The following is a 19316-nucleotide window of genomic DNA, read 5'->3' as shown; positions in this document are numbered from 1 at the left end:
AATTCACCTCATATTCCCAAAGCATGTTTGATTCTGGAAACGTATCTTCTGGATGCATATGTTTCTGTATCATTTTTAAAATAAATCCGTATGGTTCCTACGATATCTGTATCCAGCCGCCGTATTTTCCTGATATTAATAATTTCGGAATTCGATATTCTAACAAAGTGGCTGTCATCCAGGATTTTCTCCAGTTCGTACAGCCTCTCTCGCAGCTGATAGGTGCCGGTATCCGAAACTGCAAAAACTTTCTTACTCTGTGAATAAATGCGGATGAGAGATTCACATGGTAGAATTTCAGCGCTATTCTGTTGATATCCGGTCAATGTCAAATTGACTGCCTGCCCGATAATCTGAACAAGGCTGTCTGTAATATGGTTCTTTTCATCACTGCATATATGAATTTCCGGCTGCTTATATTTCTTATCAATCAAAAGTTGTATTTTCATGGTTCCCTTCCTAAATTCCTAAATGCTTACGGATGCATTGCTCAAAGCTTATTGATCTATGCTTTAACGCTCCATGCCTTGTGGATAAACGGATTATCCCATTTCAAAATGGTAAAGTCAATGCTGCTGCGACAACTGGTCATTTTGGGATGACAAATGGTAATCTGAGCTTCACGACATTTCATAACTCGCCTTCATTGGCAGCTTCTACTATAACCTCTTCTACCATAGATTCATCGGTAAAAGTTATGTAAAAAACCGCCTGGGGCCAGTTCAGGCTCGTCCTGGCATGTTTGCCTTTCTGCCGCGCCGTCTGTTCCAGCAATAACAGCAGTTCATTCAAAACCTCCCTGGTCAGGTAGCCGCCCCTCCAATGGAAAATCAATGGCCTCCCCTTTCGGATAGCTTGCAGCGTCCTCTTAGCCACATCCTCCGTCTTTGTAAAAGACAGCTTTTTTTCCCGGTAATAAAAATGGTTCCCATCATTACAGACAGGTGCCTCATAAATGACCGGCTCATGATCCCGGAAAAATTGCTTATCCTCCAGATTAAAATAGTCATATCTGATGATCCCTTCGTGTCCAAGGGTGTTGTCAAAGGTTACATCCAGCTGATAATACTTACCGTCCATTCTTATAATATTCCAGGCATGCCGGTACTTGATTTTTTTGTCCGGATTGGCTTCTGAGATTGCAATGATACACCAGATTCCCAGAGCATCACAGAGAATTTTTACCGTTTTGGCAATGCCCTCGCACACCCCTACCCCCTGGCCGAGCGGACCGATGATCTCATGGGAATACGGTTTTTTCAGTTTGTCATAGCGGACATTGTTACAGATGAAGTCATGAATGTACAGCTCCTTTTCCAAGTCCGGCAGGGACTGAGCAGGGCGAACCAGCTTTGTGATTCTGGCATTAATTGCCTTTTGATGTTCTTTCATTTTTCCTTTCTCAAACAAATATTCCGGGATAACCTCCACATTAGTGGAGCCCTGATATAAACGGTATTGGAGCCCCACCGCATAGAATATTTCAGGAAAATCCAGCCTCAGTTTGAAAAAAATCTCTCCCAATTCCCGTACCTCAAGCCTCGGAACAAGAAATGCGGAGTCCATTGTCAAAAGACCTGCTTTCATTGCCTGGTACACCTTCTGTTGTATTTTGTTCATATGATTATAATAGTAGCGTTCCATTATTTCCTCCGTATTTTTCATGTTTTTTTATATGGTTTTATATGTTTTTTATGCTATTTTGGTATCACTGAATGTTATCCCGGTAAAATGCAATCTTTCCATCCAGGTTTTTCAGGGTATTCATCCCACCTCTTCTTTTCCTCCACCACAGATTTCCGATGAAGGACCAACAGTTCCATTCTTTCGCCCATAGTTGCATCTCCCTCATACCTTAATTCGGAATAATGCCTGATATCTCTTAAAAGCATTCCCGTCTCTTTCAACCGCTGTATGAATTTCACCCATTCCACATCACTTTCACAGTAATCCCGCCGTCCGGCAGAATCCCGATTCACATGGATTAAACCTTTCTTCTCATAGTAACGTAGTGTATAGGTACTGATTGCTGTGATCTTTGAAAATTTTCCGATAGTCATATATTTTCCTGCTTTCCTCTTATTTACATTATCAGGTATCTCTGGGTTTAGCTGATTAAGACGCTTTGTAGATGTAGGTAGTGTACAGAAAGATGGTTTTCTCAGCAAAAAAGTGCTTGACTTAGAGTATAGTCTAAATCATATCCTTATGATTATAAATGATTTGGAGGAAAAAGAAAATGGAGAAAACTAGATTTGAAACAGGTATGGAAAATTTGAAAAGAATTGACGGCATTGGCGGCGAAGCAGTGATTCAGTCTTTAAGTTCCATATCGCCCGATTTGGAAAGATACATTGTAGAATTCGCATTTGGAGAAATTTATGACAGAGAGGGGTTATCTCTTCAGGAGCGCGAGATGATCACCATAGCCTGCCTGCTGACTGCCGGAGGATGCGAACCGCAATTGGAGGTTCATATCAACGGTTCTCTTAATGTAGGCATCACTCAGGAAAAAATAACAGAAACCTTTTTACAATGTATTCCCTATACCGGATTTGCCAAAGTATTAAATGCCATTCAGGCTGCCAAAAAGGTATTTACTGAAAGAGGATTAATTTAAAACAAATTGATCATTTTCAGTTGAAACCCCATCCTTTTCATGTTACTGTAGTGGAAATAATGCAGCAATCATTTATTGCAGAGAATCATTTATGCCAAAGTGTGTTTTAAATTCATTTCATCCATCTGCACGCCCCACTTTGCGGTATAAATGCTGGCAAACAATTATTGACGGAGGACATTTTTATGAAAATTCGTGATGAATATACCTGCCCTTTAGAACTGGTACATGACATGATAAAGGGAAAGTGGAAAACAATTATTTTATGGCGGCTGCGTCTGGGAGGCACTTCATTAGCCAAACTGGAAAAGGATATCGACGGTATTACGCAGAAAATGCTTTTAGAACAGCTGAAAGAGCTGATCACATATGGATTGGTAGAAAAGAAATCTTATGAGGGATATCCTCTTCATGTTGAATATTCCCTTACTGAAGACATGGGGCTTCAGATTTTAGAGGCATTAAAAATCCTGCAGCATATTGGAATTGACTATCTAAAGAAAAATGGTAAGGATGATATGTTAACAGAAAAAGGCATTACTGCGGAATAATACCCACAAAAAAGTGGGTAATTTACGCTCTATCCTCCCACTGCTATAATGGCATTAACCAATACAGCAAGGAGGTAACAATATGGTAGTAACAAGTGATGGAATTATAAATGGAATCATACAAGATCCTTATGGCGGCCGAGGAAGCCAATTTAATGAAAATGGCATTCCCACCTATTCCCTGCCGTTCAGGATTGAAAATGCACCGGAGGGGACTGCATCATTTGCTCTTGTTCTGGAAGACAAAGATGCCTATCCTGTCACCGGGGGCTTCGTCTGGGTGCATTGGCTGGCGGCTGATATTACACGCAATGTAATAAATGCAAATGAAAGCCAGACAGCAACCGACTTTACCCAGGGTGTCAACAGCTGGACCAGCATGCAGGGAAATAACCAGTCAAAGGAACTCTCCTGCTATTACAGCGGTATGACTCCTCCTGATCAGGCACACATTTATGAACTTCACGTTTTTGCACTTGATACGCTGCTGCATTTAGATTCCGGATTTCTCCTGAACGAATTATACCGGGCGATGGACGGACATATTTTAGATCAGTACACATTAAAAGGCATCTATGATAAAGTATGATATTCTAAAACGGGTGCACAAAAATACCGGGAAAACAGCACATTCCCTGGCTGTTTCATCCCGGTTTTTTAACGCATCGCTTTTCCAGATGTTTCTTTTATCACATTAAAGTCTAATAAATAGAACCGTCCATACGGAAAGTTCCTCTACTGAAAAGTTAATAAATTTCCCTTTCTCATTATCAATGTAAGCATATTCTAATGATTTACTTTTACAAGTATCTCTGTCTGGGCTTGCGCAGTAGACTCCCTGGATATCACCATCCACATTCACAGTAAAAGTAAGATTCTTCTGTTTGAAAGGTACTGCTTTCCCTTTATTCCAGCTATCTTCGCTGCAGCCACATAAATTTATTAAATAGAGACATTTAAATCTTTCATTTTCCCGGATCGTAATCCAGACTTTACCCGCTTCTCCGTTTACACTCCAGTTTTCAAATCCACACTGGTATTCATAATTATCCCATCCAATATGGGTCATGGATACATCCTGTAACGTACTGTCATAAAATAGATTTAGATAGCGTATCATAAAGTCATAATATTTACGCATAACTGCCGCTGTCTCATCTGACATAATACTATAATCACCATAATATCCCTGTGTCAGTACTGCATTATTCTCTCCTATCAACAGATGATATCCACCATTTGAAACAATGGCTGCTGTGAGAATATATGCTGCATTAGCCGCCGAAAAGGAATCTTCCGTACGGAATGGTGCCAGGTAGGCAGCCAGAATCACCGGTTTCCTGTTCCCGGATAACTGCTTTGCTTCCTGTATCAGCTGCTTGATATGGTAATAGCGGTCATAGGGAGACCATACTTCAATATATACAGCATCCACTGTACTTTTTGCTGTTTCAGCAACCGGCCAGTTTCCCACGTTGTTGAAAACAAGACAAGGCTCATCCACCGCTTTCTGCAGTTCCTCCCGTGTCTCATCGATCAGTCCGCCAAATTCCTGATCCAGTTTCACAAGTTTCGGCCGTTCCTGTAAATGGGAAAATGCAGTTTTTGGAAACCCGTAAGTGTCCATGTGGATTCCTGAAAATCCCGCTCTTACAATTGCATCCCTATATTGTTCGATTAAATGGGTTCTCCAGGGCGCCCCCTTTTCTATATTCATAATATAAAAAACATCTATAAAACGGAATACTTCCTGGTTTCCGTTATAAAAAGCCCAATTTTTATGGCTATTATAAAAGTCCCCGGAAGCGGCATAGACTGCCCCGTATGCCATAGACTTCATGCCATACCCGGAGGCTGTTTTTATTTTAGTTTTGACCGTCCTGAAATCAATCTGTTTTCCCATCATATCCTGATAAACGTCATGAGGCGGAACCAGGGTGTCATGCCGGTAAGACCAATCATAGAACTGCACCATATTTATATGGTATTTTCTTAACTGCTCTATCGCTCCATTATCTGTGTCTTTTTCCTCAAAATCACTGACAAAGCCATAGCGCAGGGAACGTTTGGGATTATCTGCAACATCAAATGCTGTCTCCAGAATTTCCGTTCCATGTTCTCCATAGAGCAAAGCCTCCACGCCATATCCGGCAAATGGTTCATCAAAACCCCCTATACGGATGTCGGTGACTTCCGACAGGGTTCGTATTTCTTTTACTAATGCCTCTTTCTCCAGCATATAAATCTGAATCACGGCATTATTAAATTTTTCCTCCTGCAATTCAAGACGTAAAGTAATTTCTTCATTCCTTAGATACTGCGCCTTTAGCGGATATAAATCCATCATTTTTTCCTCCTGTCTACTTCTATCCTGTCGATATACCTGATCCTTTCCACTAATCTGATCTATCTATCCTTTCAATGCACCGTCAGTCAGCCCCTGCATCAGATTCTTCTGAAAAGCTAAAAACACAATAACAACCGGTATAATTGCTATAACTGCAGTTGCTGCCAGAAGATTCCATTTTGCCCCTGCGAACTGCTGGAAATAGACAGACAGCGCCTGGGGAACATTATGTTTTGTGCTGTCCTGCAGGAAGAAAACAGACTGGGCATAATTATTCCATATCCCGAATCCATTTAATATAATCACAGCAGATATGGAGGGTTTCAGCAGCGGAAATATAATTTTCCAGAACACCTGGAAATAGCTGCATCCATCTATTATGGCTGCCTCCTCGATTTCTCCCGGCAGTGCTTTGATAAAACCAGTGAATACAAAAACCGCCTGGGGAATTGCCAGGGTGGCACATACACATGCCATTCCCCACAAGGTATTCACCGCCTTAATGCGAATCATTAGGCTATACAGCGGAACTGTATTAATAATCCCCGGTACCATCATACAGCAAAGCAGTATCGCAAATATAGATTTATTCAGTTTATTGGAAAACCGCGCGATAGCGTATCCCGCCATAGTTGCCAGTATGACGATCAATAAGATTGCAAGCAGCGTGATTATTCCGGAATTAATCATGGCCCTTCCTATATGAGACTGTTTCCATCCTTCTATAAAATTCAGGAAATAAAAATCCGGAAGAAACATATTGCCGTCATAAAAATTACGCTGGGGCGTATTCAGCGAAAGGATCAGCAGTATGGCAAAGGGTGTCAGGCATAGAAGGCTGATCAGGACAATTGCCAGATACCGAACACACAAAGATAATTTTTTCACATCGAATTCCCCCTATTCTTTTTCTTTCATGAGACGCAAAGATGCAGCAACCGGAATCAGTACAATTACAAACATAATCATTGCAACAGCGGTAGAATAACCGGTCTTACTTCCATAACACATTCTCATAATATAAATGCTCAGTGTCTCCGTCTGATACCCCGGTCCTCCTCCGGTCAGTGACATTACAATATCAAATACAGAAAGAGAACCTATAATATTGGTAATCACATTGATTCTTACTGATGGTCCCAGCAGCGGTAAGGTAATATAACGGAAACATTTCATTTTACCTGCTCCATCAATTTCTGCAGCCTCATACAATTCCTTTGAAATCCCCTGGAGCCCTGCGAGATAGATAACCATAGTCATCCCGGCATACTGCCATACATTTACAAGGATAAGAACCAAAAGTGTGGTGCCATATCCTCCCATCCAGTTTCCAAACCATTCCGGATGGCCTGCATGATCCGCCAGGTGAAAGAGAAAACCCCGTCCGGGCTGAAGCAGAAGATACCATATGTAACCCATGATTAAAGGACTGATAATTGCCGGCATATAAATGCACATTCTGGCTGCAGATTTCCCCTTAAAGGACGAATTCAATAAAAGAGCATATAACAGACCAATGATATTCAGCAGCGGAGCGCTTCCCAATGCAAATAAAACCGTCGTCTTTATATCGGATAGTGCCCTTTCATCCCTGAAAAAATCTATAAAATTCTGAAATCCTATGAAATTTGCTTTCCCTATGCCATCCCAGTCGGTAAAACTCATGCCAATTCCTTTGATCAGCGGATAGATAAAAAACACAAAAAATAATGTGAATGCCGGGATTGCCATAAACTGGTGTAATCCTATTTTGTACCTTCTCATTCTGACCCCTCTCTTTCCCGGAGTATATCTGAAAAATGTCTGCGCACAGTATAACTGAAATTATTCTGATTTTTTATCAAAACCATCGTTCCATGCCTGTGCATAAGCTTTGGCAAATTCGTCCGGTGTATACTGGCCCGCAAAAAGATTTTGCAGCAGCCTGCCTGCGTCGTCACCAGAAAATCCTGCGGGTTTTTCATTGGTATAACCGATATTCACTGCATTTTTTAATGCTGCGGTTACCTCATCTGCGATTGTTTTCGGTGCCCATTCAGCAGTTACATCCTGAAATGCACTGGGAGCTTTTGCCGCTTCACAATATTTCTTCTGGTTTTCCGGCTGAAACAGGAAATTTAAAAATTCGATACATTCCTCCTTATGTTCTGTTGTTGCAGAAATAGAATAACCCGAATCTTCTGCGCTTAATACAACCGGGCTGGAGTCAGGCATATAAGCCGGATAAGGTGCAAACCCCATCTGGTTCTCCATGTCCGGATTGGCATCCAGTATACTGGAGATTGCCCACATACCATTGCTGAACATCGCAGTCTTTCCACTGACAAAATCCTGTACACAGTTATCATTGGTTGCCGTCAGAACATCCTTGTTGATCAGCTCTTTATCCTGTAGATTCTTCATCTTATCTGCAAAAACAGCCATTGCTCCATTACTGTCTGCAAACCGCAGTTTGCTCTGGTCATTTTTAAGCATTGCTTTTTTTGCATCCAGTGTCCCCAGCGTAGATTTGATATAACCGTGTGGGATAAATTCTATCAAATGTCCCAGATGCCAGGCTTCACTTCCGAAAATGAACCATGGAACTACATCCGGTTTTTCCGTTTTGATTTTCTCTAAGGCTTTTTCGAAATCATCCCATTTCGCGGGAAATTCTTTCATACCCAGATCGTTAAAAATACTTTTGTTATAGAAGAATCCTGCCATGGTCATATTAGTACATACACGAAATGCCTTTTCCTGGTTGACATCGGTACAAGCCTCTTTCATTTCCGGCGACATTCTGTCCCACCATTCATTCTGATCAGACAAGTCCATATACTTGCCTTCATCCACAAATCCCTGTTCATATGTTGTCATGATATCCGGTACTTCATTGGATGCAAATTTAATCTTAATTATATTACTTGCATCCTTCTGATACTCCTGTTCCACAGTAATTCTGTCCTGTGATTTATTGAAATCATCAATAATTTCATTCATCACATCAATGGTTTCAATTTTTCCGGTAAAGAGTTTAATGTTCACTTTTTCAGCATTTTTGGAAGTGGCGGATTCAGGTGCTTCACCGGTATTCCCACAGCCGGCGAGGCTGCTGCATGCCATCACAGATACAAGAGCCAATGCTGTAATTTTGTTCTTTTTCATTTTACGTTCCTCCTTCATATGTCAGGTAACATATCCGTACCTGAAAATGTTTATTTGATGATTTCATCTTAACATTCCTTTTTTCAGTATTAAATACCATATATTTTAGATCATGGTTTCAGTTTTTTATATTTGTGAACCGGCGCTTGCCATTTTATTCAGACTGTATAATAATATAATAAAAGAACTGCAAATGAAAGGGAAAGGGAATTATTATGAAACATTTCAGACATCCAACGTTTCGTACAAAACTTATTTTTATGATCTGCCTATTCACCGTTTTCATTGTACTGGTTGTTTCCTTTCTGAATTACCGTTGGTATTCCAGGCAGCTGACAAAACAGACAATTAATCAGACTCAGCAGATCATTGAACAGGCCGGCTCAAATATAAACACTTACCTTGATGAATTAAACCGGCTGACTTTAGCCCCTTACTATAATGACACTATACTTGAAAATCTTGAAAAAGCTTCTGGTACGCCGCAGGAACAATTGAATTCCAAACGGAAAATTGAGAACTTTCTGTCATCCGTAATGACACTGCCAAGGGATGAAATACTGCGGGTTTATATGATGAATGAAGATCATATTTATGCATATACCAGAACCCCTTATGAAATGTCAGATTATGATTCCTACCCGGAAAGCTCCTGGTACCGGGAAGCATTGTCAACTACCAAACCGATTTATATACCGCCTCATTTAGAAAAGGCATTTGGAAATAAGAAAACTCCGATCTTCTCCATCGTCAGACAGATCCGAAGCAAACAGGATAATAAAAAAATTCTGGGTGTCATGAAAGTTGATGCTGACTATACCGGAATTAAGAAAATATGTGACCGTGTGGAATTAAAAAATGACGGCGCCCTTTTTATTTTGAATGATGATAATCAGATTATCTACCAGACTTCTGAACTTACGGAACCTTCACTGGCAGAACATATTAACCCGGATACCAATCCGAATGATCGTTTCCTGGTGGATTCACTTGGAAACAAGTACCTGGTTAACAGCTATTCTATATTTTCTTCCGGTTTAAAAATAATTGCTTTAAATTCTTACCGCGAATTAATGCAGCCCATAAAAGATAATCTGGAGAAAACAATCCTTCTGGCTTTTTCCTGTATTTTGCTTACCATTGCATTTTTTGCACTTTTTATTAAACAATTTCTAACCCCACTGTTTGAAATCATTGGTCTTATGAAGGAAGTGGAAAATGGAAATCTGGAGATTCAGGTAGCTGTAAAAAATCAGGATGAAATTGGTTATCTTGCCGCTTCTTTTAACAAAATGGTTCAGAATCTCCAGCAATTTCTGACCCGAAATACTCAGCTCGTCAAGGAAGTTTACGAAACTAAATATCTATATAAAGAGTCACAGTACAATGCCTTGTGCAGCCAGATAAAACCTCATTTTATGTACAACACCTTAAATACCATCAGTCTTCTGATAAAATGCAGGGAAAATTCCAAAGCCGTACATGCTATTGAATCCTTTTCTTATTATCTGGGCGGAATAATGAACATTGACAAGGAAATTTCCATTGAAAAAGAGATACAGATCTGTCAATCCTATTTATCCATCATGCAGCTGCGATATGAGGACAAACTGACTTACCATATAGATATCGAAGAAGAATTGTATTCCTGCCAAATTCCATCTCTTTCCATACAGCCTTTGATCGAAAATGCGGTAAAATACGGTTGTGAACCCAAAAGAGGGGCAACCCGCATTCTGATTTCTTCCAAGCTGACTGCCCATGGATACCAGATCCGAATCTCTGATAATGGATTGGGTATGGAGCCGGAAACTCTGGAGAACGTAAAAAAACATATTCAGGATATTAAACTGCATCATCAGGAAGATACCACCGAACTTCTGGGAAACATTGGTTTGATAAATATCTGGAAACGACTTTATTTAAAATTTGGAGAAAAAGCAGAACTGGAACTTATCTCTTCTTACGGGAAAGGAACCACCGTTACCCTATATCTCCCAGAAAGAGATATGCAGAAAAGGAAGGAGGATAATAACAATGTATCATGTATTAGTAGTTGATGATGAAACACTTATGCGTACATATCTCGCCAGCTGCATTCCTGCATTTACAAACAAATTCCGGGTCAGCGGAATTGCAAAAGATGGGCTGGAGGCTATGGAACTGCTGAAGAAGCAGCACTATGATTTAGTTATTACTGATATACAGATGCCGGAAGTAGACGGACTAAGTCTGGCAAAATATATCCATGAAAATTTTCCGTCTATAGCAGTCATTATTATCTCCGGTTACAATGATTTTGAATATGCCAGAAAAGCAATCAAATATCAAGTTACCGATTATTTATTAAAACCGTTAGTGGATCAGACACTGACAGACCTTCTGGAGACTATTGCAGAACGTCTGAAAGGACAGAATCTCTCCCAATTCCTGGACCAGGGAAATCTGTCCTCCGATGCAGAGATGAAAAAACAGCTGTTATTATCCATCATTGAGGAAAATACAAACATGACATATGAACTTTTCAAAAAGCTGGAGGACTCGGACTTGTCATTGATGTCCGCATACGGATGCATCTTAAAATGTACGATCGATGAACTGGATCTTATACTGAAAAACAATACTGCAATTGATGTTACGACAGATCATTTAAAACTTAATCAAATTGTTCAGGACATTTGTGAGGAATATGGATATATGACTCTTTACAATGCAAATGGCTCCACTTTCATACTAATCAGTGAAGACACCGAAACAAAGCTTATACAAAACATGAGCAGGCTGTACTTACAAATAGAAAAAAAATCCCAAGAACAAAAATTGCCCAGGTTAACCGGCATCTGCGGAAAAACGGTAACCGATATTATGGATCTGCCTCTTTCCATGCAAAGTATTTACGATATGCTGCCCATTACGCTGATTGATAAAAACTATCCGCTTATAGCGGGGCTCATTGAACAGCATGCCGCTTTTAAGGAAAAAATACACAGGATCAGCGAGAACATTTTCACCGATTACCTGATACAATCCATAGATAAACTGTACATTGACGTAAAAATTTTCTGTACCCTTTTTCTGGAAACAAAAAGTTTTTCCTCGGTACTTCGGTATGGTTCCTATCTGATTCAATATATCAGCGAAAGATCCAATATTAATCTGCCCTATATACGCAAAGCATATGATGAGCTGACCAGACAGGTAAATACCCAGCTTCCTGCCGGTCTGCCCGAAGAATCCACTGCCACTCAGATTATCAGCAATGCAATCAGCACCCTGATTGGGCTGGAATCCAAACCTGCTCTGCCGGAATCCATGCAAATCGTTACAGCTGCAAAAGAATTTATTCTATCCCATTACCAGGAGAATATTTCATTATCTGATGTTGCAGACCACTGCAGGGTAACCAACAGTTACTTAAGCGATCTGTTTCATAAAAAACTGAAGGAACCCTACTCCAAATTTATTTTGAGAATCAGAATGGAACAGGCTGTGAGGCTATTACGCCAAAATCCGGATATTCGAATTTATTCCATAGCGGAGCAGACTGGTTTTGTATCGGTAAAGCATTTTAATACTGTATTTAAAAAATATTATGGAGTTACACCAACGAATTATTTAAAGGATAAATAATTATGTTATTTTCTATATGCTTCAAGTGCTTCGTCCATTAAACCGTCTATACCCTCTCTCACTTCCTGAAAGCGGCTGCTGTACCAAAGCGTAACCCCGTTGGCATCCAGCTCTTTTACCGCTTTCATGGTCTCCCTCTTTAACTCTTCAAATTCCAGGTCATCTGCAGCATAGATACAGCGAAATACCGCTTCATTCATATAAGCATTGATGCGGTCAGATTTTTTTATAATTTCCTCCGGTGGATTTCCTATTTCTGTCAGATAGGATGACCATATGATATTAGGCAGCCGTTCTCCTTTTCCATTTGTATAATTGCTAAAATACTCATAAAAACTTTTCGTACCATAAAAAGAAAGGGCATCTTTTTCTACTGCAGAATAACCGCTGGGATCTGTATTATACTCCGGTTGTATATAAGAACCTTTTTTATCCAGATCTCTGCCGGAATATCCATTTAACCCGGTATATTTGCCCGTTCCGTATACCTCCGCCATATCTGTAATTCCCAGTGAATCATCTCTTTCGTACTGCTTTGTAAGCACCTCTTCCCCTTCTTGCTCCTCCCAAGCCAGATTCCTTGCTCCCTGGGTAATAACACGGGAGCCTTCTTCTGAAAAACACCAGTCCAAAAATTCCATTGCTTTTTCCGGGTGCTTGCATTTGCCGGAAATCGCAAATTCATTGAGACCCAGGACACGTTCCCAATAAACAGGCACTGTCTTCACATCCTCAAAAGGCTTTATCGGCATGTAGCCGGCATCCTTCATTCCCTTCCCGGCAAGAATGGACTCTTTCTCCATCACCTGCCATCCATTTAAAGATGCCAGATAGACACCCTGGTTTATTTTTTTCTTATATTCCGAAATCTTCATATCTGCTGCATCCGGGTCCAGGAGCCCCATTTGATTTGCTTTGTAATAAAACCTTACCCCATTCCAGAAAAAGCTGTCTGCATCTGTCAGCGGATCTTCTATTGTCTTTTCCGCGTGATTCAGATATACTGCATAATTTCCTCCTACCGCCTCATATCCCTTTGTTAATGGATAGTCCCGGAGTATAAAAGAATCACCCAAACCCTCTTCGCCAAATGCCCCACCAAACCCATATACCTTTTCTCCTGAGGGTGTACTCACATAATATTTCTGCATCTCCTCCAGCAGTTCTAAAAATTCATCATCCGTCGCAGCAGCCGGATACCCCAGTTCTGAATAGATGTCCCACCGCACCCAGGCTGCCGCTCCCGGAAGCTGATCCGCACAAACTCCGCCCTGTCCTCCCAGACTATAGTAGTCGCCGTCTTCATATACTGCTTTTCGCCTGTATTCGTTGCGGACAGCAAGTCTTGGATCCCCTGAAATGCCCGGAGCATATTCGTTTGCCAGTTCGTCCAGAGGCAGAATCAATCCCCCTTTTGCTGCTTTTTTTAGATTATCCCAGACTTCATGATTTTCAGCGGGAGATCCAAAATACATGATGTCATCCAGATCATTGCTCATTAGCTTCGTCTGCAGCAGATCGTAAAAGGTTCCCGTATGCGCTGATGTATTCCCCAGGCTGGCATCTACCGTCAGTTCCAGGCGGATACCAAACTTCTCCTCAATATACTTCGCTACAGGATCTTCCTGCAGCCCTGTATATTTAGACTGGTTTTGTATGAACATTGTCAAAGTAATGACATTCTCTTCCTCCCCCGTCTGTGCTTTATGCTGAAAATTCTGAACATCTGGCAAATGCGCTTTTAACGTACATCCTGCCGTGCAAAAACTTCCCATTACAGCCAGCACTACAGCTGCTTTTTTTCCCCATCCCGGCATCATTTTAAAAATTCCTTTCTGTACTCTGCAGGGGTCAATCCGGTTTCTTTCTTAAAAGTAGCTGAAAAATAAGCATCATTTAGAAACCCTACTTTTACCCCGATCTCTTTTGCCGTATTATCATGGCCCAAAAGCATTTCTTTCGCCTTTTTAATTCTGATCTCCCTTACATAGTCAGAAAAAGACTTTCCTGTATCTTTTCGAAAATTCTGCCCTATATAAGCTGCATTGACTTTAAAATGTTTCGCAAGTATTTTCAGTGACAGCTCTTCGTGGTAATGTTCCAGAGCATATTTTGCCATTCGTATAGTAAAAGGAGCAAGATTTCTTTCCAGGTCGCTTCCAGCAATCCATCTATCTGCTCCTGACTCATTTCTGTAAATGCCATTTTTTTCAGCTTCCCGAAAACTGTTCCCTACACGAAAACAGCTCTTTACTTCGTTTCCCACAATGGCATACAGTTTGATTCCCGTTTCCCGTTCTACTTTATTCAGACATTCATCAATCACGGTATCCGTTCCCGTTCCTCCCGCAAAACTCCATATTACGATAGTATCCCCCGCATGATTCTGGCAATAATAGCATTCCTGCCATTCCCGCAAAACACTGGCGCAGATACCGTAAATATCATTTTTCACCTGGCTGTCCTGTATTTCCTCCCCAAGTTTTCGCAGCAGAAACGGCTGATACCTCTCTGCCTCCAGATTCAATTCCAGAAAATCAGCCCTCTCTTGCAGCTCTTTTTCACCAATCGCCCCATAGAGCCACCGATTAATAATATTCTCTTTAATAATGCTGATATCCATCTGGGAACGCAGCTTCATTTCTTTTTCCTTTTGTATCTTATGGCTCACATTTGAAACATTGAGATTAATCTCTTCCTCGTTAACGGGTTTTAACAGATAATTCTCAATCCCCAACACAGCCATAGCACGCACATATTCAAAATCATCATATCCGCTCAACACTATAATACGGATATCCAGTTCCCTCTCCCGTATACTTTTAAGCAGTTCTATCCCGTCCATCTTGGGCATCCTGATATCCGTTATCAGCAGATCCGGTACCTTTTTCTCAATTTCCTCACATGCTTCTGCTCCATTATAAGCCTTTCTTATTCCCGCAAAATGATATTTTTCCCAATCTACCATCATTTCCAGACCTGCGCAGATCATGGGCTCATCATCAACAATTAAGACCTCGTACATAATCTTCCAACTCCTTTTTCCGCATCGCTATGATTCTAACAGTTACTCTCGTTCCCGCACCTTCCCGGCTCTCAATCTGCAGACGGTAATTCTCACCATAGACAATTCGAAGCCGGTTATTTACATTATAAATTCCTACGGATTCCTGAAACATATCATCTCCGGCAAGTTTACTGCGAATCTCTGTTAAACGGGCTTCCGTAATCCCGCACCCATCGTCTTCAACTGTAAATATAATATCTTCACCCTCCTGACAGGCCTTTATCAGAATACTCGCCGGTTCACTTGCAGTTCCGCTGTCCTGAATGCCATGGATCAGTGCATTTTCGATAATGGGCTGCAGGATATGCTTAATCGTAGCGTAACTGCATGCTACGTCTTCTGCCTCCACTTCATATTTCATCCTGATTCCATAACGAAACCGGTAAAGTTCCAGATAGGAATTCACATAGTCTATCTCCTCCCGGACGGATACCACCGCACCTTTTTTCATTATATTCCGGAACATTTCCGATAAAATATAAATCATTTTGCTGGCTTCTTTCTCCCCCTTAACATACAAGTTCATACGGATCGATTCCAGGGTATTATAAAGAAAATGGGGATTTATCTGAGCCTGTAAGGCATAAAGCTCCATTTCCTTCTGTCTCAGCTGATATACATATTCTTTATTGATATATTCCTCCAGTGTGGCACACATATCAATTAGTTCCCGATAAATATATCCTACTTCATCCCTAACCTGCTTTTCCTCATGAAATCCGCTTAATTTTCCATTCTTTACCTGGTCTATGGTAAGTTTAATGGTACGTAACCGGGCAGAAAAATATCGTGTACTAAAAAAAGTCAATACCAGTGACAGCAGAATCACAATAATCATAATACGAAAAATACTCTCCTGTAATATGGCCACATCCTGTCTGATTTCTTCCATTGGTATCAGATTCACCACATAATATTCATGATGTTCATTATAGATAGAATTGTATATGCGGTCTCCCAACATAAATTTTGTGTTCTTATTCTCCAGCCTCTCAAACGGTATCTTTTCTTCCAGATATTCTGCTTTTGAATCATAGACAATTTTTCCGTTCCCGTCCAGTATGTAAATCTGCCCTTTCATATACGGATCAAATTCCTGGCAGGATTGCCGGATGTTTCTGGCATTGAAAGAAATCCCGATGAGCCCGATGTCTTTCGTATAGTCTTTTGGATGATTGATTACATCAATCAGAAAAACCGAAAACATATTGTTTAAATGGTTCCCTCTGCTGGTAACCAGCCGACAGGGTATTTTATTTTCCTGTATGCTGTCTGTCAGAGTTTCAAAATAATAATAGTCGCTGGAATTCATATTGTTTCCCAGCTGTAAAATCTTTCCATTCTCATTGCTATAAGCATAAATGCCGGAAAACTGCCCGTCAATGGAATAGGCTATCTTGGAAAAATCCTGCCTCACCTCCTCCTGGCCGTCAATATTCTCCGCTTCTGCATCTCTCATAAGCGCTTTCGTTACTTCATCCCACTTTTCCGTAGTTCCGATAAACCTTTGAAATATAGATTTTTCTGCATCAAATTTGTTCCGCATAAAGCTGCTCACTGTTGTCAGAATCTGATTACTCATCTTTAATGTTTCATTATACTTGAGGGTCTGCAGATTTTCCGATAATATATACAGCAGCGCAATGCTTGAAAATATAGTGATCATAAGGTATACCAAAAATACTTTATTCAGAAAATGGCCCGCAAAATATTTCTTTACTCTAATTTTTTCCGTATCATTAGAATTCCCTCTCATAGCCTTCCCCCGCAGTATCACTATGTATTTTTAATATCAGGAAAATATGCTCTGATAGACAGCCTGCTGTCGCAGCCTGTCTATCAGAAGCACATCCTGTTGGAATTCATTATCCACTAATCATTCTGGTTTTGTCAATTACCACATTTCCTGCATTGATATCTGACGGCATAATCTTATGCACTGCATTCTGAAAGAGTTGTACAAGCGGATAGAATCCCTGTACGTATGGCTGTTGGTCTATGGTAAAATCAATTGTTTCATCCTTAACCATATCCAGGATGTCCGGGCATACGTCAAATCCCGCTACATAGAAATCTCTTTTGCCTTTCAACTCTTTTGCTGCTAATCCCGCACCATGGGTATCGGACTGACCGGTCCCAATCACGGCACAAATAGTCTGATCACGTTCCAGCTCTGCAATGATGGCTACCTTTGCCAGCTCAGGTGTGTTGCCGGAAACCATTACCGTCATACTGCACTCACCAATCACACTCTGCATCCCATCCAGTCTCAGTCTTAACACCTCCACATTGTCATGCAGGGTAAACAGGATCTTACCTTCTTCTTTTAGCCCCGGTTTAAGGCGCCTTCCGGCTTCACATCCTGCTCTATAAGCATCCTGGCAGACAGAGGATAATACTTTGGCTTCCTTTGTTCTTCCGATATTAAATGCCACAATAGGAATCCCTGCTTCTGCCGCCCGGTTCACTGCCGGAGTAAGTGCCTCCTCATCTACGAGGCTGACTGCAATGCCATCATATTTTTCACATGCCGCTTTGTCTATCAGCCCTGACAAAGCCTTGCAGTCCGCATCCGGGGTTCCTGTAAATAATACATCCACCTGAAGCATTTCTGCCGCATCCGCAATTCCCAGCTTCACCCCGGTGAAAAAATCTTCCTCAATAAAAGGTGTGATATATATAAATTTTCTTTTACCCATATCAATATCCCCCGAATTCGTCAACTGCCTCATACATGGCAATAATATTTTCCGCTCTGTGGTCAGGCATCAGATTATGAATGCTGTTAAATACATATCCGCCGTCTTTCATAAAAATGTCCAGCCTTCGCTTTACATCCTCTTTGACCTGCTCAGGCGTTCCCCTGTTCAGCAGGCTCACCACATCTGCTCCACCTCCCCAGAAAGTAATATCCTTTCCAAACTCATTCTTAAGACGCCCCGGTTCCATCTCAAAACAACTCGTCTGTACCGGGTTAATAATATCCAGACCGGAATCTATCAGATCCGGAAGCATACGGTAAATCGATCCACAGGAATGGAGGAAAGTCTTCATATTCGAATGCTCCTTCACATAACGGAACATCTGTTTATGTCCCTTTTTAAAATACTTACGATACAAGTCCGGACTCATAAGCGGACCGGTATTCATTCCCAGATCATCTCCAAATCTAATGACATCCACTACATCCCCCAAATACTGGCATGCCTTTTTGACATTTTCCATATGGATCTCCAGTAAAGCATCCACCAGTTTGAATACACTGTCTTCTTCCAGGTACAAATCCATCATAAAATTATCAATTCTTCTCAGAAAAGTTCCCCACTCAAATAGGTTGCAGCCAATGACAAGCATTACTGCCTTGTCTGTAGTTGCTCTTAATGTCATTGCCTTTTCCCTCATTTTCGTCCAAAAATCCGGCTCCCCTGCATGATCCCAGGGACTATGGGTAAAAGCACTCCACTGTACGGATGCAAGATCTTGTGCAAGATTGTCAAAATTATCCGGATAACCATCTGCATATGGAAACAGCACCTGATCAAAAAAAGTAGCTCCTACCGGCATTCTGGCCGACAGCCTGCCATCCTTTAAATATGCAAAATACTGACCGTCCGTCTGCTTAACCGGATGAAACCATACCGGATACTGAGCTGTGCTTCCATTGGAAAGTACAATATCTCTCCAGTCAGACTCCTCCGTATTAAATGCTCTGCCGATATCCACAATATCAATTTTAAACTTTTCCAGAATTTCTTCTTCGGGAATAACTACCTGCTGGCAAACATCATAGATTCTGGTATGTCCTCCCTTTAACTTCAGTTCCTTTTTTACATTATTATAAGCAATAGCCGAAATATTAGAGCTTGGCGTGGAGCCAAGATCCCTTGGTACCCGGTCTGCTTCTTTGTGGTTGATTGCTGTTAAAATTCGTTCTCTCGATGTCATTCTTGTGTC

General features: G+C 41.0%; 18 protein-coding genes. 5 read left to right on the top strand and 13 right to left on the bottom strand.

The genetic code is table 11. The features are described from left to right. Nucleotides 1-8 precede the first annotated feature (8 nt). The 4 genes from CD03_RS0104540 to CD03_RS32380 all read right to left on the bottom strand — a co-directional run bounded on the left by CD03_RS0104540 (nucleotide 9) and on the right by CD03_RS32380 (nucleotide 2060). The gene (locus CD03_RS0104540; RefSeq protein WP_027292613.1) at nucleotides 9-449 is read right to left on the bottom strand and encodes a LytTR family DNA-binding domain-containing protein; all 441 of its coding nucleotides are present in this window, start codon (nucleotides 447-449) and stop codon (nucleotides 9-11) included. A gap of 56 nt (nucleotides 450-505) precedes the next feature. Beyond that, nucleotides 506-634 carry a hypothetical protein gene (locus tag CD03_RS38775; protein ID WP_255348061.1) on the bottom strand — a complete coding sequence of 43 codons (129 nt, stop codon included), beginning with the start codon at nucleotides 632-634 and terminating at the stop codon, nucleotides 506-508. After that, on the bottom strand, nucleotides 631-1644 hold the full coding sequence (locus CD03_RS0104535; protein WP_027292612.1) for a transglutaminase domain-containing protein: 1014 nt from the start codon (nucleotides 1642-1644) through the stop codon (nucleotides 631-633). Before CD03_RS0104535 ends, CD03_RS38775 begins: the two co-directional genes overlap by 4 nt. A gap of 74 nt (nucleotides 1645-1718) precedes the next feature. Beyond that, nucleotides 1719-2060 (bottom strand): MerR family transcriptional regulator, encoded by a 342-nt coding sequence (locus CD03_RS32380; protein WP_330377139.1) that lies wholly within the window; start codon nucleotides 2058-2060, stop codon nucleotides 1719-1721. A 179-nt stretch (nucleotides 2061-2239) separates the two neighbouring features. Between CD03_RS32380 and CD03_RS0104525 the strand changes: the two genes are divergently transcribed. The 3 genes from CD03_RS0104525 (at nucleotide 2240) to CD03_RS0104515 (ending at nucleotide 3760) form a co-directional block, all read left to right on the top strand. After that, nucleotides 2240-2620, top strand: a complete 381-nt coding sequence (locus tag CD03_RS0104525) for a carboxymuconolactone decarboxylase family protein (protein WP_027292611.1) — start codon at nucleotides 2240-2242, stop codon at nucleotides 2618-2620. 185 nt (nucleotides 2621-2805) lie between these two features. Further along, entirely contained in the window at nucleotides 2806-3171 is a 366-nt protein-coding gene (locus tag CD03_RS0104520; RefSeq protein ID WP_027292610.1) for a winged helix-turn-helix transcriptional regulator, read from the top strand. 82 nt (nucleotides 3172-3253) lie between these two features. Continuing rightward, the gene (locus CD03_RS0104515) at nucleotides 3254-3760 is read left to right on the top strand and encodes a YbhB/YbcL family Raf kinase inhibitor-like protein (protein ID WP_027292609.1); all 507 of its coding nucleotides are present in this window, start codon (nucleotides 3254-3256) and stop codon (nucleotides 3758-3760) included. Nucleotides 3761-3865: 105 nt separating this feature from the next. Here the strand turns inward: CD03_RS0104515 and CD03_RS0104505 are convergent, their stop codons facing one another. The 4 genes from CD03_RS0104505 to CD03_RS0104490 all read right to left on the bottom strand — a co-directional run bounded on the left by CD03_RS0104505 (nucleotide 3866) and on the right by CD03_RS0104490 (nucleotide 8665). After that, on the bottom strand, nucleotides 3866-5518 hold the full coding sequence (locus CD03_RS0104505; RefSeq protein ID WP_027292608.1) for a glycoside hydrolase family 66 protein: 1653 nt from the start codon (nucleotides 5516-5518) through the stop codon (nucleotides 3866-3868). 63 nt (nucleotides 5519-5581) lie between these two features. Beyond that, on the bottom strand, nucleotides 5582-6406 hold the full coding sequence (locus CD03_RS0104500; RefSeq protein WP_027292607.1) for a carbohydrate ABC transporter permease: 825 nt from the start codon (nucleotides 6404-6406) through the stop codon (nucleotides 5582-5584). Nucleotides 6407-6418: 12 nt separating this feature from the next. Beyond that, nucleotides 6419-7282, bottom strand: a complete 864-nt coding sequence (locus CD03_RS0104495; RefSeq protein WP_027292606.1) for a carbohydrate ABC transporter permease — start codon at nucleotides 7280-7282, stop codon at nucleotides 6419-6421. Between the two features lie 60 nt (nucleotides 7283-7342). Further along, entirely contained in the window at nucleotides 7343-8665 is a 1323-nt protein-coding gene (locus tag CD03_RS0104490; protein WP_027292605.1) for an ABC transporter substrate-binding protein, read from the bottom strand. A 215-nt stretch (nucleotides 8666-8880) separates the two neighbouring features. Here CD03_RS0104490 and CD03_RS0104485 point away from each other — a divergent pair, with 215 nt between their 5' ends. Together CD03_RS0104485 and CD03_RS0104480 are read left to right on the top strand one after the other, a co-directional pair. Then, nucleotides 8881-10725, top strand: a complete 1845-nt coding sequence (locus tag CD03_RS0104485) for a cache domain-containing sensor histidine kinase (protein WP_027292604.1) — start codon at nucleotides 8881-8883, stop codon at nucleotides 10723-10725. Next, nucleotides 10703-12295, top strand: a complete 1593-nt coding sequence (locus tag CD03_RS0104480) for a response regulator (RefSeq protein ID WP_027292603.1) — start codon at nucleotides 10703-10705, stop codon at nucleotides 12293-12295. Before CD03_RS0104485 ends, CD03_RS0104480 begins: the two co-directional genes overlap by 23 nt. A 5-nt stretch (nucleotides 12296-12300) precedes the next feature. Here the strand turns inward: CD03_RS0104480 and CD03_RS0104475 are convergent, their stop codons facing one another. The 5 genes from CD03_RS0104475 to CD03_RS0104455 form a co-directional block, all read right to left on the bottom strand. Beyond that, nucleotides 12301-14115: an extracellular solute-binding protein gene (locus CD03_RS0104475; protein ID WP_027292602.1), complete on the bottom strand. Its 1815-nt coding sequence runs from the start codon at nucleotides 14113-14115 to the stop codon at nucleotides 12301-12303. After that, a complete protein-coding gene (locus CD03_RS0104470) occupies nucleotides 14112-15320 on the bottom strand; it encodes a response regulator transcription factor (RefSeq protein ID WP_027292601.1) in 1209 nt (402 codons plus the stop codon). Before CD03_RS0104470 ends, CD03_RS0104475 begins: the two co-directional genes overlap by 4 nt. Further along, nucleotides 15298-16944 (bottom strand): sensor histidine kinase, encoded by a 1647-nt coding sequence (locus tag CD03_RS0104465; RefSeq protein ID WP_197041622.1) that lies wholly within the window; start codon nucleotides 16942-16944, stop codon nucleotides 15298-15300. The genes CD03_RS0104470 and CD03_RS0104465 overlap by 23 nt, the downstream gene beginning before the upstream one ends. A gap of 283 nt (nucleotides 16945-17227) precedes the next feature. After that, nucleotides 17228-18061 (bottom strand): substrate-binding domain-containing protein, encoded by an 834-nt coding sequence (locus CD03_RS0104460; protein WP_027292599.1) that lies wholly within the window; start codon nucleotides 18059-18061, stop codon nucleotides 17228-17230. A 1-nt stretch (nucleotide 18062) separates the two neighbouring features. Next, nucleotides 18063-19307 (bottom strand): uroporphyrinogen decarboxylase family protein, encoded by a 1245-nt coding sequence (locus tag CD03_RS0104455; protein ID WP_027292598.1) that lies wholly within the window; start codon nucleotides 19305-19307, stop codon nucleotides 18063-18065. Nucleotides 19308-19316: the final 9 nt, after the last annotated feature.

The sequence above is a fragment of the Robinsoniella sp. KNHs210 genome (assembly GCF_000686105.1).
Classification (GTDB): domain Bacteria; phylum Bacillota; class Clostridia; order Lachnospirales; family Lachnospiraceae; genus Robinsoniella; species Robinsoniella peoriensis.
The sequence above is the reverse complement of the archived record's forward strand: the minus strand, read 5'-3'. Positions and strand labels throughout refer to the sequence as shown.